This window comes from Nonomuraea sp. NPDC050540, assembly GCF_044457485.1.
Lineage (GTDB): Bacteria > Actinomycetota > Actinomycetes > Streptosporangiales > Streptosporangiaceae > Nonomuraea.
On record NZ_JBITHA010000006.1, the window covers coordinates 575,531 to 589,401 of the forward strand.

General features: G+C 69.8%; 14 protein-coding genes. 1 reads left to right on the plus strand and 13 read right to left on the minus strand.

Annotated features, from left to right (window positions below; genetic code table 11):
* The first annotated feature begins 64 nt into the window (after positions 1 to 64).
* Positions 65 to 1,375, plus strand: a complete 1,311-nt coding sequence (locus tag ACIBI5_RS23845; protein WP_397250148.1) for an aminotransferase class V-fold PLP-dependent enzyme — start codon at positions 65 to 67, stop codon at positions 1,373 to 1,375.
* 48 nt (positions 1,376 to 1,423) lie between these two features.
* On the opposite strand, the gene hisG is transcribed toward ACIBI5_RS23845, so the two are convergent.
* From hisG to ACIBI5_RS23910, 13 genes are all read right to left on the minus strand, one after another.
* Positions 1,424 to 2,269 (minus strand): ATP phosphoribosyltransferase, encoded by an 846-nt coding sequence (gene hisG, locus ACIBI5_RS23850; protein WP_379639194.1) that lies wholly within the window; start codon positions 2,267 to 2,269, stop codon positions 1,424 to 1,426.
* 14 nt (positions 2,270 to 2,283) lie between these two features.
* A complete protein-coding gene (locus tag ACIBI5_RS23855; protein WP_184974198.1) occupies positions 2,284 to 2,547 on the minus strand; it encodes a phosphoribosyl-ATP diphosphatase in 264 nt (87 codons plus the stop codon).
* A gap of 348 nt (positions 2,548 to 2,895) precedes the next feature.
* Entirely contained in the window at positions 2,896 to 4,845 is a 1,950-nt protein-coding gene (locus ACIBI5_RS23860) for a DEAD/DEAH box helicase (RefSeq protein WP_397250150.1), read from the minus strand.
* 310 nt (positions 4,846 to 5,155) lie between these two features.
* Positions 5,156 to 5,518 carry a metal-sulfur cluster assembly factor gene (locus tag ACIBI5_RS23865; RefSeq protein ID WP_397108657.1) on the minus strand — a complete coding sequence of 121 codons (363 nt, stop codon included), beginning with the start codon at positions 5,516 to 5,518 and terminating at the stop codon, positions 5,156 to 5,158.
* Positions 5,515 to 5,952, minus strand: a complete 438-nt coding sequence (gene sufU, locus ACIBI5_RS23870) for a Fe-S cluster assembly sulfur transfer protein SufU (RefSeq protein WP_379617703.1) — start codon at positions 5,950 to 5,952, stop codon at positions 5,515 to 5,517. Before sufU ends, ACIBI5_RS23865 begins: the two co-directional genes overlap by 4 nt.
* Before the next feature lie 2 nt (positions 5,953 to 5,954).
* Positions 5,955 to 7,208, minus strand: coding sequence for a cysteine desulfurase (locus tag ACIBI5_RS23875; RefSeq protein WP_397250152.1), 1,254 nt, complete (start codon positions 7,206 to 7,208; stop codon positions 5,955 to 5,957).
* Positions 7,208 to 7,954, minus strand: coding sequence for a Fe-S cluster assembly ATPase SufC (gene sufC / locus ACIBI5_RS23880; protein WP_397250154.1), 747 nt, complete (start codon positions 7,952 to 7,954; stop codon positions 7,208 to 7,210). The genes ACIBI5_RS23875 and sufC overlap by 1 nt, the downstream gene beginning before the upstream one ends.
* Complete coding sequence (locus tag ACIBI5_RS23885) at positions 7,955 to 8,272, minus strand: non-heme iron oxygenase ferredoxin subunit (protein WP_184974174.1); 318 nt, start codon at positions 8,270 to 8,272, stop codon at positions 7,955 to 7,957.
* 7 nt (positions 8,273 to 8,279) lie between these two features.
* Complete coding sequence (gene sufD, locus ACIBI5_RS23890; protein ID WP_397250156.1) at positions 8,280 to 9,401, minus strand: Fe-S cluster assembly protein SufD; 1,122 nt, start codon at positions 9,399 to 9,401, stop codon at positions 8,280 to 8,282.
* The gene (sufB, locus tag ACIBI5_RS23895; RefSeq protein WP_379617693.1) at positions 9,401 to 10,813 is read right to left on the minus strand and encodes a Fe-S cluster assembly protein SufB; all 1,413 of its coding nucleotides are present in this window, start codon (positions 10,811 to 10,813) and stop codon (positions 9,401 to 9,403) included. The genes sufD and sufB overlap by 1 nt, the downstream gene beginning before the upstream one ends.
* The gene (locus ACIBI5_RS23900; RefSeq protein ID WP_397250158.1) at positions 10,810 to 11,586 is read right to left on the minus strand and encodes a helix-turn-helix transcriptional regulator; all 777 of its coding nucleotides are present in this window, start codon (positions 11,584 to 11,586) and stop codon (positions 10,810 to 10,812) included. The genes sufB and ACIBI5_RS23900 overlap by 4 nt, the downstream gene beginning before the upstream one ends.
* Before the next feature lie 82 nt (positions 11,587 to 11,668).
* Positions 11,669 to 12,886, minus strand: coding sequence for a multidrug effflux MFS transporter (locus tag ACIBI5_RS23905; protein ID WP_397250160.1), 1,218 nt, complete (start codon positions 12,884 to 12,886; stop codon positions 11,669 to 11,671).
* Positions 12,887 to 12,968: 82 nt separating this feature from the next.
* Positions 12,969 to 13,745: a VOC family protein gene (locus tag ACIBI5_RS23910; protein ID WP_397250162.1), complete on the minus strand. Its 777-nt coding sequence runs from the start codon at positions 13,743 to 13,745 to the stop codon at positions 12,969 to 12,971.
* Between the last annotated feature and the right edge of the window lie 126 nt (positions 13,746 to 13,871).

Sequence of the window (13,871 nt, forward strand, 5' to 3'; positions counted from 1 at the left end):
CATGTCGTGAAACCGTGATGGATCGGCCCTGTCTCGCGGCCTCGCGTGCGGGTAAGCAGGAGGCGTGAACCAGCAGCTGAACAGACGGGCCCTGCTCAGTGCCGGACTCCTGGCCGGGGTGGGCGCGTGCACCTCCGCTCCCCCGGCCGCCGCCCCGACCGGCGGCAGCCCGGCGCCACCGCTCAAGGCCGACGACTGGGCGTCGGTGCGCGCCCAGTTCGACCTGCCCAAGGATCGTGCCGACTTCGCCGCGTTCGTGCTGGCCCGCCACCCCGCCGAGGTCCGCCGCGCGATCGAGGAGCACCGCAGGGGGCTGGACGCCGACCCCGAGTACCTTCCCGCCGGGGGCAACCCCGACCAGGCCGTACGCGAGGCCGCGGCACGCTACGTGGGCGGCGCACCGGCCCAGATCGTGCTCACCGACAGCACCACGATGGGCCTGGCCCTCCTGTACGGCGGAATCGGGCTCCTGCCCGGCCAGGACGTGCTGACCACCGAGCACGACTTCCTGGCCACGCACGAGGCGCTGAGGCTGCGCACCGAGCGCACCGGCGCCGCCGTACGCCGGGTGCGCCTGTACGACGAACCCGCCAAGGCCTCCGTGGACGAGATCGCCGGCCGGCTGCGCAAGGCGATCGGCCCGAGGACCAGGATCGTCGCCGTCACCTGGGTGCACTCCAGCACCGGCGTGCGGCTGCCGGTCAAGGAGATGGCCGCCGTCGTCGCCGAGGCCAACAAGGGCCGCGAGGACAAGGACCGGGCGCTGCTGTGCGTGGACGGCGTGCACGGCTTCGGCGCCATGGCCGACGGCGCGGAGGACCTCGGCTGTGACTTCCTGGCCAGCGGCACCCACAAGTGGCTGTGCGGGCCGCGCGGCACCGGCATCGTGTGGGGACGGGCGTGGGAGGCGGTCGTGCCGCTGATCCCGAGTTTCGGCCAGGCCAGTTTCGACTACTTCTTCGAGGGGTCCTCACAGCAGCCGGTCACCGCCGAGTACTTCACTCCCGGCGGCTACAAGGCGTTCGAGCACCGCTGGGCGGCCGGCGCCGCCTTCGCCTTCCAGGAGGCGATCGGCAAGGACCGGGTCCAGGCCCGCATCCAGGAACTGGCCACCCGCCTCAAGAGCGGACTGGCCGGGGTCGCCCACGTCAAGCTGGCCACTCCGGTCGCGCCCGAACTGTCGGCGGGACTGGTGTGCATGGAGGTGGACGGGATCGCCAATCCGTACGAGGCGGTGGGCAGGCTGCGCGAACAGCACCGGATCGTGGCCAGCAGCACCCCGTACCGCGAGTCGCTGCTGCGGCTCGGGACCACGATCATGAACACGCCCGAGGAGGTCGACCGGGCCGTCAAGGCGGTCGCGGCCCTGCGCTAGCAGGAGCGGACCTCCCGGCGACACGGTGATCGCCGGGAGGTCCCGGGGCTACAGCCTGCAGGCGTAGATGTCGGTGACCAGGATGGCCCTGGCGCCGATGTCCCACAGCTCGTCCATCACGTGCTGGTGTCCCTTGCGCCGGACCATGGCGCGTACCGCCACCCAGCCCTCGCGGTGGAGCGGGGAGACCGTCGGGCCCTCCATGCCGGGGGTCAGCGCGATGGCCTCCTCGATCCGCTCGGCGCGGATGTCGTAGTCCATCATCACGTAGTCGCGCGCGTGGATGACGCCCTGCAGGCGGCGCACGACCTGTTCGAGCCCGGGGGTGCCCGCGCCCTCGCGGCCCCTGATCAGCACGCCCTCCGAGCGCATGATCGGCTCGCCGAACACCTCGAGCCCCACGTTGCGCAGGGTGGTGCCGGTCTCGACCACGTCGGCGACCGCGTCGGCCACGCCGAGCCGGATGGCGGTCTCGACGGCGCCGTCGAGCTTGATCACGCGGGCGTCGACGTCGCACTCGGCCAGGTACTTCTCCAGCAGTCCCGGATACGCGGTGGCCACGCGCAGCCCCTTGAGGTCCTGCACGGAGCTCATCTGCCCGCTGCTCGCCGCCAGGCGGAAGGTGGAGCCGCCGAACCCTAGCGGCATCACCTCCTCGACCTGCGCGCCGGAGTCGATGAGCATGTCGCGCCCGGTGATGCCGGCGTCGAGCGTGCCCTCACCGACGTAGACGGCGATGTCGCGCGGGCGCAGGAAGAACAGTTCGCAGGAACTGTCGGTGTCGACGACCACCAGTTCCTTGCTGTCACGGCGGGGCCGGTAGCCGGCCTCCTTGAGCATGGTCTGGGCCGCTTCGCTGAGCGCGCCCTTGTTCGGTACGGCAAGCCGCAACATCAGTGGTCAACCCCCTACAGGTGCTTGTAAACCTCGTCCAGCCCGATACCCCGGGCGATCATCAGCACCTGCACGTGGTACAGCAGCTGAGAGATCTCTTCTGCGGCGCGGTCCTTCGACTCGTGCTCGGCGGCCATCCAGCTCTCCGCCGCCTCCTCCACGACCTTCTTGCCGATGGCATGGACGCCGGCGTCGAGCGCCGCCACGGTGCCCGATCCCTCGGGGCGCAGGCGTGCCTTGTCTGACAGCTCGGCGAACAGCTCTTCGAAGGTCTTCATGATCTCTCTCGTCGGTCGGCTGACATGCGGGTCCAGCCTAACGTTCGCGGCGGCCTCGTACGTGCGGCGTCCGCGACCCGAGACGCCCGGGTTTCGGTCCGTCGATAACGAATCGAAAGCGCTGGGCGCTACGCTCGCCGCTGTGTCGGGGGAGTGCGCCTCAGGGCGCACGGACACACGGGGTGCTGCGGCCCGCCGTGCCTCCTCCGGGGGAACGGCGGGCACAGCCAGTCACGGCTTCCGGGGTGACCGCGGGCGGGCCGTACCGGAATGCGAAAATCCCGGCCGATCACGCTGATCGGCCGGGATCTCAGGAGGCGCGCCGGGCGTCAGGCCCGGCGGCCGGGGTCAGCGGCCGTAGCGGCGGCCGGAGTTGCCGGTGTTGTTGCCGGAGCGGTAACCGTCACGGGGACGCTCGCCGCGGTCGGCCGAGAACGGACGGCGCTCGCCACGGTCGTCGGCGCGGAACGCGCCACCGCGCGGGCCGCGGTCGTCGGCGCGGAAGGGACGCGAGCCCCGGTCGTCGGAGCGGAAGGAGCCGCCACGAGCGCCACGGTCGTCAGAGCGGAAGCCGCCACGGTCGTCGGAGCGAGGGCCCTGACGGTCGTCGGAGCGGAATCCGCCACCACGGGGACCGCGGTCCTCGCCGGAGCGGAAGCCGCCACGGTCGTCGGAACGAGGGCCCTGACGGTCGTCCGAGCGGAACCCGCCACCCTGTCCGCGGTCGTCGGAGCGGAAGCCCTGACGGTTGTCGGAACGGTAGCCACCACGGCCGCGGTCGTCGGAGCGGAAGCCGCCCCCACGGGGGCCGCGGTCGCCGGAACGCTCGCCCGAGCGGTAGCCACCGCCGCTCTGACCGCGGTCGTCGCGCTCGGGGCGGTTCTCGCCGACCGTGCGGGGGCCGCCGTCGAAGTGACGCTTCGGGTAACGCTCGCCGTCCTCGTGACGACGGCCGCCGCTGGGGCGGTCACCGCCCTCGGGACGACGTCCGTAGGAACGCTCGCCACGACGGCCGCGACGCTCGCCGCCGTGACCGCCCTCACGGCGAGGACGCAGCGGCTTGCGGACGTCCGGCTCCCAGACCGGGATCGGCTCGCCGCTGGGGACGCGGGCGCCGGTGACCTCGGCCACCCGGGAGTTACCGGGAGCGGCCTTGAGGCGGAACGGGTGGATGCCCGCGCGCCGGGTCAGCTGGTCGGTCGAGCGCCGCTCGTTGGGCAGCACCAGGGTGACGACGGTGCCCTTCTCCCCCGCGCGGGCCGTACGGCCACCGCGGTGGAGGTAGGACTTGTGGTCCTGCGGCGGGTCCACGTGCAGCACCAGGCTGATGTTGTCGACGTGGATGCCGCGGGCGGCCACGTCGGTGCAGACCAGGACGTTGACGGAGCCCTCACGGAACTCCGCCAGGATCCGGGTGCGCTGGTTCTGGCGCTTGCCGCCGTGCAGGCCGCCGGAGCGCACGCCGACCCGGGCCAGCTGCTTGCACAGCCGGTCCACGCCGTGCTGGGTGCGCACGAAGATGATCGTGCGGCCCTCGCGGTTGGCGATCTCGGCGGTCACGTCGAACTTCTCGTCGCGGGTCACCTGCAGCACGTGGTGCTCCATGGTGTCGACCGGGGAGGTCGCCGGGGCCACGGAGTGGGTGATCGGGTCCTTCAGGAACTTCCGCACCAGCTTGTCGACGTCGCCGTCGAGCGTGGCCGAGAACAGCAGGCGCTGGCCGTCGGGGGCGGTCTGCGCGAGCAGGTCCGTCACGACGGGGAAGAAACCGAGGTCGCACATGTGGTCGGCCTCGTCCAGGACGCTGATCTCGACCTCCGACAGCGAACACTCACCCTGGCGGATGAGGTCGCCGAGGCGGCCGGGGGTGGCGATGACGAGGTCGATGCCGCGGCGCAGCGCCTCGACCTGCTTGCCCATGGACATGCCGCCGACGACGACCTTCATGCGCAGGCCGAGGCCGCGGCCGAGGGGCTCGAGGGCGTCGTGCACCTGGAGGGCGAGCTCACGGGTGGGAACGAGGATCATGGCGCGCGGGTGCTTCGGCTTGGGCCGGTCACCGGCGATGCGAACCATCGTCGGCAGGCCGAACGCCAGGGTCTTGCCGGAGCCGGTCTGGCCGCGGCCGAGCACGTCGTGACCCGCCAGCACGTCCGGGATGGTGGCGCTCTGGATGGGGAACGGGGCGTTGATGCCCTGACGGGCGAGGCCGTTCACGATCGGCGCGGGCAGGCCCAGCAGCTCGAACTCGGACGGACCCGACTCCGGGGAGGTTTCGGGCAGGACAACGTCAAGCATGGTCACGGAAAATCGTGCCTTTCGGTCGAAGTGGCGCGTCACTTCTGCGAAAGGACGAGCCGGGGCGTACGGCAGCGCCGTACCTGTGCAGAGAAAACACCTCGGGGTGGGGACGTGCCCGCCTTGATGGAGGCGGTCGTCTACGCGCACCCGGTGCCGGCGCAGGCGGCTGAAGACGCGAGATGATGCGTCAGGTGCACGTGGTGGCCAACACGGGAGGAGATCGATCTATTCCCGCCCTGGCACGCTGAAGCGGCTGACGCGGGCTGCGTCAGCCGTGCAGCTCAAGAAAAGTTCAGACCCTTGGGGATCAGACGTTGAAGCCTAGCATACGGAGCTGCTCGCGCCCCTCGTCGGTGATCTTGTCCGGGCCCCACGGCGGGAGCCAGACCCAGTTGATCTTCACGTCGGAGACCATGCCGTCGAGCGCCGAGTGCGCCTGGTCCTCGATGACGTCGGTCAGCGGGCAGGCGGCACTGGTCAGGGTCATGTCGATGGTGGCCACGGGCGCGGCGCCCTCGGCCGGATCGAGGTGGAGGCCGTAGATGAGGCCGAGGTCGACGACGTTGATCCCGAGCTCGGGGTCCACGACGTCCTTCAGGGCCTCCATGACCTCCTCGACGGTGGCCTCACCGTCATACCCCTGCGTCGGGGTCTGCGTTGGCTTACTCACGAGGCACTCCTCACCACAGCGTCTTTGTAGGCCATCCACGACAGCAGCGCGCACTTCACCCGTGCCGGGAACTTGGCGACCCCGGCGAAGGCGACGGCGTCGCCCAGCACGTCCTCGTCGGCCTCCACCTGTCCCCTGCCCTGCATGAGGCGGGTGAACTCATCGACCACGGACAACGTCTCGGTGACGGTCGAGCCGGTGGTCAGCTCGTGCAGCACCGACGCGGCGGCCTGGCTGATGGAGCAGCCCTGGCCGTCGTAGGACACGTCCTCGATCTTGCCGCCGTCGCCGAGCTTCACCCGGAGCGTGATCTCGTCGCCGCACGTCGGGTTCACGTGGTGAACCTCGGCATCGTACGGCTCGCGCAGCCCCCGCCCCTGCGGGTGCTTGTAGTGCTCCAGGATCAGCTCCTGGTACATCGACTCGCCGATCATGACTATGCGAACACCTTCTGGACGTGATGGAGGCCGCGCACCAGGGCGTCGATCTCGCCCGTGGTGTTGTACAGGTAGAACGACGCCCGCGTGGTCGCGGGTATTCCGAAGCGCAGGTGAAGCGGGCGGGCGCAGTGGTGCCCGACGCGTACCGCGATGCCGAACTCGTCGTCGAGGATCTGCCCCACGTCGTGCGGGTGAATCCCCTCAAGCGTGAACGCGACGGTCCCGCCGCGCTCCTCCAGCGTGGAGGGTCCGATGAGCCGCAGCGACGGGACCTCGGCCAGCGCGTCGAGAGCGTGGGCGGTCATGGCGCGCTCGTGCGCCTCGATCGCCTCCATCCCGGCGGCCGTGAGGTAGTCGACGGCGGCGCCGAGACCGATGGCCTCGACGATCGGCGGCGTGCCGGCCTCGAACTTGTGCGGGTAGGGCGCGTAGGTCGAGTGGTCCATCCAGACCGCCTCGATCATCTCGCCGCCGCCCAGGAACGGGGGCATGGCCTCCAGCAGTTCGCCGCGGGCCCAGAGCACGCCGATGCCGGACGGGCCGAGCATCTTGTGGCCGGTGAAGGCGACGAAGTCGACGCCCAGCGCGGCCACGTCCACCGGGTGGTGCGGGACCGACTGGGAGGCGTCGAGCATGACCAGCGCGCCGACCTCGCGGGCCCGCCTGAGCACGGGCGCGACGGGGTTGACGGTGCCGAGCACGTTCGACTGGTGCGCGATCGAGACGATCTTCGTGCGCTCGGTGATGACCTCGCCCGACAGGTCCAGCCGGCCCTCGTCGGTGACGCCGAACCACTTCAGCGTGGCGCCGGTGCGCTGGGCCAGCATCTGCCACGGCACGATGTTGGAGTGGTGCTCCATCTCCGAGATGACGATCTCGTCGCCGGGGCCCATCGTGAAGCGCGGGTCCTCGTTCGTCTTGTTGCCGAAGCTGTAGGCGACCAGGTTGAGCGCCTCGGAGGCGTTCTTGGTGAAGACCACCTCGTCGCGCGAGGGCGCGCCGACGAAGGCCGCGACCTTGTCACGGGCGTCCTCGTAGGCCTGGGTGGACTCCGCGCCGAGCACGTGCATGGCACGGCCGACGTTGCTGTAGTGCATCGCCAGGTGCTCGCGCATGGTCTCGACGACCTGCGCCGGCTTCTGCGAGGAGTTGCCCGAGTCGAGATAGACCAGCGACCGGCCGCCGGGCAGCTCGCGGGAGAGGACCGGGAAGTCCTTCCTGATCCTCTCCACGTCGAAGGCCGCCGACATTAGACGGCAGCCTTCGTGTAGGCCTCGTAGCCCTCGGCCTCCAGCTTGTCGGCCAGCTCGGGGCCGCCCTCTTCAACGATCTTGCCGTTGGCGAAGACGTGCACGAAGTCGGGCTTCACGTACCGCAGGATGCGGGTGTAGTGCGTGATCAGCAGAACGCCCGTCTCGCCGGAGGCGCGGAAGCGGTTGATGCCCTCCGACACCACGCGCAGGGCGTCGACGTCGAGGCCGGAGTCGGTCTCGTCGAGCACCGCGATCTTCGGCTTGAGGAGTTCGAGCTGGAGGATCTCGTGGCGCTTCTTCTCGCCGCCGGAGAAGCCCTCGTTGAGGTTGCGCTGGGCGAAGGCCGCGTCGATGGCCAGCGCGTCCATGCCGCCCTTGAGGTCCTTGGCGAACTCACGCAGCTTCGGCGCCTCGCCGCGGATGGCGGTGACGGCCGAGCGCAGGAAGTTGGAGACCGAGACGCCGGGGACCTCGACCGGGTACTGCATGGCCAGGAACAGACCGGCGCGGGCCCGCTCGTCGACCGTCAGCTCCAGCAGGTCGACACCGTCGAGCAGCACCTGGCCGCCGGTGATGGTGTACTTCGGGTGGCCGGCGATGGCGTAGGCCAGCGTCGACTTGCCCGAGCCGTTGGGGCCCATGATGGCGTGGGTCTCGCCCGACTTCACGGTGAGGTTGACGCCGCGCAGGATTTCCTTGTCCTCGACGGCGACCTTCAGCTCGCGGATTTCGAGAGTGCTCATTTATGACTCCTTCGAGAGCGAGACGAGCACGTCATCGCCATCGATCTTCACTGTGTAGACGTTCACGGGCTTGGTGGCCGGCGGGCCGGTCGGCTTGCCGCTGCGGATGTCGAAGCACGATCCGTGCAGCCAGCATTCGAGGGTGTCGTCGTAGACCTCGCCCTCGCTGAGCTTGACCTCGGCGTGCGAGCAGATGTCGTGCAGCGCGAAGACCTCCGCGCCCTTGCGCACGAGCGCGACCGGCGTCTCGCCCACCTCGACGGCGATGACCCCCGAGTCGGGAATGTCACTCACCCTGCAGACCTTCTCGTAGCTCATGAGTGGCTCACCGCGCGAGCTCCGCTTCCACCGCGCTCATCACGCGCTCGCGGATCGCCTCGACCTCGATCTTCTCGATCAGCTGGCCGAGGAAGCCCCTGATGACCAGGCGGCGGGCCTCGTCGAAGGGGATGCCGCGGGCCTGGAGGTAGAACAGATGCTCGTCGTCCAGGCGGCCCGAGGTGGAGGCGTGGCCCGCCCCGGCGACCTCGCCGGTGAGGATCTCCAGGTTCGGCACCGAGTCGGCGCGGGCGCCGTCGGTGAGGATGAGGTTGCGGTTGAGCTCGTAGGTGTCGGTGCCCTCGGCCGCCACGCGGATGATCACGTCGCCGATCCAGACGGCGTGCGCCTCCTCGCCCTGCAGGGCGCCGCGGTAGTCCACGTTGCTCTTGCAGTTGGGCTCGGAGTGGTCGACCAGGAGGCGGTGCTCCAGGTGCTGCTTGGCGTCGACGAAGTACACGCCCGACAGGTCGGCGTCGCCGCCGGGGCCGGTGTAGGAGACGCTGGGCGACAGGCGTACCAGGTCGCCGCCGAGCGTCACCACGAAGCTGCGGAAGGTCGCGTCCTTGGCGAGCTGGGCGTGGTGGTGGGAGACGTGCACGGCGTCGGCGGCCCAGTCCTGCAGGCTGACGACCTTCAGCGTGGCGCCGTCGCCGACCACGAACTCGACGTTGTCGGCGTAGACCGCGCTGCCCTTGTGGTCGAGCACGACCACGGCCTCGGCCATCGGCTCCACCTTGATCACGATGTGACCGTAGGTGGCGCCGTCGCCGGAGCCGGTGAGCGTGACGACCGTCTCCTTGGAGACGACGGCCTCGCGCGGCACGGTGATGACCGTGGCCTTCTCGAAGGAGTTGTAGGCCTGCGCGCTGACCCGGTCGGCGGGCACGTACGCCTTGCCGACCCGGGCGTCGTCACGGCCGACCGTCTCCACGGTGACCTCGGGGGCCGCGTCGACGTCCACGATCACGTGGCCGGAGGCCGCGGCGCTGCCGTTGTGCAGGCCCTTGAGACGGGACAGCGGCGTGAAGCGCCACTGCTCCTCGCGGCCCGTGGGCACCTCGAAGTCGTCCAGGTTGTAGGAGGACTTCTCGTGCAGGGTCGACAGGGGCTTCTCGTTCAGGCCCATCAGCCGACGGCTCCTTCCATCTGCAGCTCGATCAGGCGGTTCAGTTCGAGGGCGTACTCCATGGGGAGCTCGCGGGCGATCGGCTCGACGAAGCCGCGCACGATCATCGCCATCGCCTCGTCCTCACCGAGCCCGCGGCTCATGAGGTAGAACAGCTGGTCCTCGCTGACCTTGGAGACCGTGGCCTCGTGCCCCATCGAGACGTCGTCCTCGCGGACGTCGACGTAGGGGTAGGTGTCGGAGCGGCTGATCTGGTCGACCAGGAGCGCGTCGCACTTGACCGTGCTCGCGCTGCCGTGGGCGCCCTCCTCGATCTGCACCAGACCGCGGTAGGAGGTACGGCCGCCGCCGCGCGCCACCGACTTGGAGATGACGCTGGAGGAGGTGTGGGGCGCCAGGTGGACCATCTTGGATCCGGCGTCCTGGTGCTGGCCCTCGCCCGCGAACGCGACCGACAGGGTCTCGCCCTTGGCGTGCTCGCCCATCAGGTAGACGGCCGGGTACTTCATCGTGACCTTGGAGCCGATGTTGCCGTCGATCCACTCCATGGTGGCGCCCTCGTAGGCGACGGCGCGCTTGGTGACCAGGTTGTAGACGTTGTTCGACCAGTTCTGGATGGTCGTGTAACGGCAGCGGGCGCCCTTCTTCACGATGATCTCGACGACCGCGGAGTGCAGCGAGTCGCTGGAGTAGATCGGCGCGGTACAGCCCTCGACGTAGTGAACGTAGGAGTTCTCGTCGACGATGATCAGGGTGCGCTCGAACTGGCCCATGTTCTCGGTGTTGATCCGGAAGTAGGCCTGCAGCGGGATCTCGACGTTGACGTTCGGCGGCACGTAGATGAAGGAGCCGCCGGACCAGGTCGCGGTGTTGAGCGCGGCGAACTTGTTGTCGCCGACCGGGATGACCGAGCCGAAGTACTCCTTGAAAAGTTCCTCGTGCTCCTTCAGGCCCGTGTCGGTGTCGACGAAGATGACGCCCTTTTCCTCAAGGTCCTCACGGATCTTGTGGTAGACGACCTCGGACTCGTACTGGGCGGCGACGCCGGCGATGAGGCGCTGCTTCTCGGCCTCGGGGATGCCGAGCCTGTCATAGGTGTTCTTGATGTCCTCGGGCAGCTCTTCCCAGGAAGCGGCCTGCTTCTCGGTGGAGCGCACGAAGTACTTGATGTTGTCGAAGTCGATGCCGGTGAGGTCGGAGCCCCAGGTGGGCAGCGGCTTCTTGCCGAACAGCCGCAGGCCCTTCAGACGCAGGTCGAGCATCCACTCCGGCTCGTTCTTGAGCGCGGAGATGTTGCGGACGACCTCCTCGGACAGGCCGCGCTTGGCGGCCGCGCCCGCCGCGTCCGAGTCGGCCCAGCCGAACTTGTAATTCCCGAGGCCTTCCAGCTCCGGGCGGTCGGTGACAGTCACCTTCCGGTCTCCTTGCTCTCAGTGTCCAATGGGTCGCTCACCGCTCCTGGCTCCGTCCGCGAAGTCCCTGACGGGCCTCCACGCCGGTTGGGCGGATGCGCTCCCTGTATCCGAACGGGGCTCACATGCGTGGTGCAGACCCCGTCGCCGTGTGCGATGGTGGCCAGGCGTTGCACCGGGGTGCCGAGCAGCTGCGCGAACGCCTCCGTCTCGGCCTCACACAGCTGCGGGAACTCCGCCGCCGCGTGCGCCACCGGGCAGTGGTGCTGGCAGAGCTGGTCGCCGCCGGACTTGGCCTTGCTGGCCGAGGCGGCGTAACCCTCTGCCGACAGCGCCTGGGCCAGCACGTGCACCCGCTGGTCCTCCGGCACTGTCGCCATGACCGGCTCAAGCCGCTGCAGCAGGCTCTTGACCTGCGAGCGGGCGAACTCGGTCACGGCTTCCTCACCCATGCGCTCGGCCAGGAAGCGCAGCGCGCTCCCGGCCAGGTCGTCATAGGCGTGCTCGAAAGCACTGCGCCCCGCGTCGGTGATGGCGAACAGCTTGGCCGGCCGCCCTCTGCCGCGCTGCCCGCGCGGCCGCACGGTGCGAGGCTCTATCATCCCGTCGGTCAGCAGCGCGTCGAGATGGCGTCGTACGGCTGCGGGCGTGAGCCCGAGCCGCTCGCCGAGCGCGGCGGCCGTGACGGGACCGTGCTCCAGGATCAGCCGGGCCACGCGGGCGCGTGTGCTGCGCTCGCTTCCTGGCTCGATCGAGGAGGTCACGTTTTTCACAACATCAGTGTGCCGTAATTCCTTCCCCGTTCACAAACGGTTCCGGAGATGCGGAGAATGCAATTTCTCACGCAGGGTAGCCTTACCTAACTCCACGCCGGAGCAGGGTGAACGCCACTCCCGAGGCCAGGATGAGGCCGAGCATGACGCTCGCCATCGGCACCGCCGTACCGGATCCGGCGAGTCCCACCAGCGGCGCGGCGACCGCGCCGAGGGCGAACTGCAGGACCCCGAGCAGCGCCGAGGCGCTGCCGGCGACCTGGGGAGGCTGGCTGGCGAGGGCGAGCGCGCCGGTGCCCGGCAGCACGAGGCCCTGCCCGCACATGATGACGAACAGGCCCGCCACGATACCGCCGAGACCCAGCCCCGCGGTGGCGGCGGCGACGAGCAGCACGCCTCCCGCCAGCGTGACGACCAGGCCGACGCGGACCAGGAGCGCGGGCCGGACGCGTCCGGCCAGGCGCCCGCCGACCTGCGCCATGACGGTCAGGCCGAGGGCGTTGAGCCCGAAGATGAGCGAGTACTGCTGCGGCGTGGCCTGGTAGACGCCCTGCAGGACGAACGGCGAGCCGGAGATGTAGGCGAACATGGCGGCGAAGGCCAGGCCCGCGGTCAGCGCGCTGGCCATGAAGGCGCGGTCGCGCAGCAGGCGCCAGAACGTCGTCGCGGTGTGCCGGAGCCCGCCGCTCTCCCGCTGGCCGGCGGGAAGCGTCTCCTTGACGCCGGGGATGACCGCGAGCAGCAGCGCCAGGCCGAGCAGGCTCAGCGCGACGAAGACGCCGCGCCAGGAGGTGAACGCCAGCAGTTGCGCTCCGGCGATCGGGGCCAGGATCGGCGCGAGGCCGCTGACGAGCATGAGGGTGGCGAAGATGCGGGCGATGGCCGCGCCGTCGTACAGGTCGCGCACCACGGCGCGGACGATCACCAGCGCGGCGCCGCCGAGCACACCCTGCAGCAGGCGCAGCGCGATCAGCGCCGGCACGTTCGGGGCGAAGGCGCACAGCAGCGAGGCCAGCGCGAACCCGCCGACGCCCACGAGCAGCGGCCCGCGGCGCCCGCGTACGTCGCTCAGCGGCCCGGCCAGCACCTGGCCGACGGAGACGCCGATGAGACAGGCGGTGAGGGTGAGCTGGACCTGCGCCGGGGCCGACATCATCTCGCCGGAGATGGCCGGCAGCGCGGGCAGGTACATGTCGATGGACAGCGGTCCGATGGCGCTCAGCGCGCCCAGGATCACCAGGAGCAGTCCGCGGCGTTCTTTCCTGACCTCGACCGACGGCGTGGCCTCTGCCACGGACATGCGTGGTCTCCTCTCCCTCGTAGACCGATGGCCCACGAGGGCCGAGGGTGGAACGGGGATTAGGTCGCCCTAATTCCCCATTTCAGGAATTTTCACGAAGTTGGATGACGTTGAACGCCGCTCCCTGCGGGTCGATGAGCACGCCGAACGCGCCGGGCGGCGCGTCCATCCTGTCCACGAGGACCGTGGCCCCCTTCTCGCGGGCCTTGGCGATCGTGGCGTCGAGGTCGGCCACGGCGAAGTAGGTCCCCCAGTGGGACGGGACCTGCGGCGGGTACTCCTCGCCCATGGGCATCATGCCCGCGATGCTGTTCTCGCCGTTGTACCACTCGGTATAGGCGATCTCGCCCATCTGCTGCGCGTGGGGCCGCCAGCCGAACACCTCGGCGTAGAAGCGGGTGGCCGCCTCGACGTCGCGGCTGACGAGCTCGTTCCAGCAGTACGCGCCCGGCTCGTTGACCAGCGCCGCGCCATGGTGGTTGCCGGGCTGCCAGACACAGAAGAAGCCGCCGTCGGGACCCTGGAAGACCGCCATCGTGCCCTCTTCGAACACCGCGAACGGCTCGGCGAAGACCGTGCCGCCCGCGTTCTTGACCCGGTCGGCGACCGCCGCCGCGTCGTCGGTGGAGACGTACATGTTCCAGACCGGCGGCATGCCCGGATTCTGGAGCGGGCCGACGCCGGCCACGACCTTGTCGCCGACGTAGAACTGCCCGTAACCGCCCGCGGCCGGGTCCTCGGCCATCTCGGCCCGCCACCCGAGCAGCTCGCCGTAGAAGCCGACCGCCGCCGCCACATCGGTGGTCGACAGATCCACCCAGCAGGGAACGCCTGGATCATAAGCACTGCGTACTGACACTTCCCCCTCCTTCTGTGAGATGGACCACAATCACCCAATCACGTCCCGTCTCACCCGTCAGGCGACTTGACGGGTTCGTCCGCAAGCCTTTACGCGCTGCCAGGTCGAAGCCCGGACCACCGCGGG

Coding starts and splice junctions, on each gene's coding strand:
- hisG (WP_379639194.1), bottom strand. CDS start 2,269: ATGTTGCGGCTTGCCGTACCGAACAAGGGCGCGCTCAGCGAAGCGGCC.
- ACIBI5_RS23855 (WP_184974198.1), bottom strand. CDS start 2,547: ATGAAGACCTTCGAAGAGCTGTTCGCCGAGCTGTCAGACAAGGCACGC.
- ACIBI5_RS23860 (WP_397250150.1), bottom strand. CDS start 4,845: ATGCTTGACGTTGTCCTGCCCGAAACCTCCCCGGAGTCGGGTCCGTCC.
- sufU (WP_379617703.1), bottom strand. CDS start 5,952: ATGATCGGCGAGTCGATGTACCAGGAGCTGATCCTGGAGCACTACAAG.
- ACIBI5_RS23875 (WP_397250152.1), bottom strand. CDS start 7,208: ATGTCGGCGGCCTTCGACGTGGAGAGGATCAGGAAGGACTTCCCGGTC.
- sufC (WP_397250154.1), bottom strand. CDS start 7,954: ATGAGCACTCTCGAAATCCGCGAGCTGAAGGTCGCCGTCGAGGACAAG.
- ACIBI5_RS23885 (WP_184974174.1), bottom strand. CDS start 8,272: ATGAGCTACGAGAAGGTCTGCAGGGTGAGTGACATTCCCGACTCGGGG.
- sufD (WP_397250156.1), bottom strand. CDS start 9,401: ATGGGCCTGAACGAGAAGCCCCTGTCGACCCTGCACGAGAAGTCCTCC.
- ACIBI5_RS23905 (WP_397250160.1), bottom strand. CDS start 12,886: ATGTCCGTGGCAGAGGCCACGCCGTCGGTCGAGGTCAGGAAAGAACGC.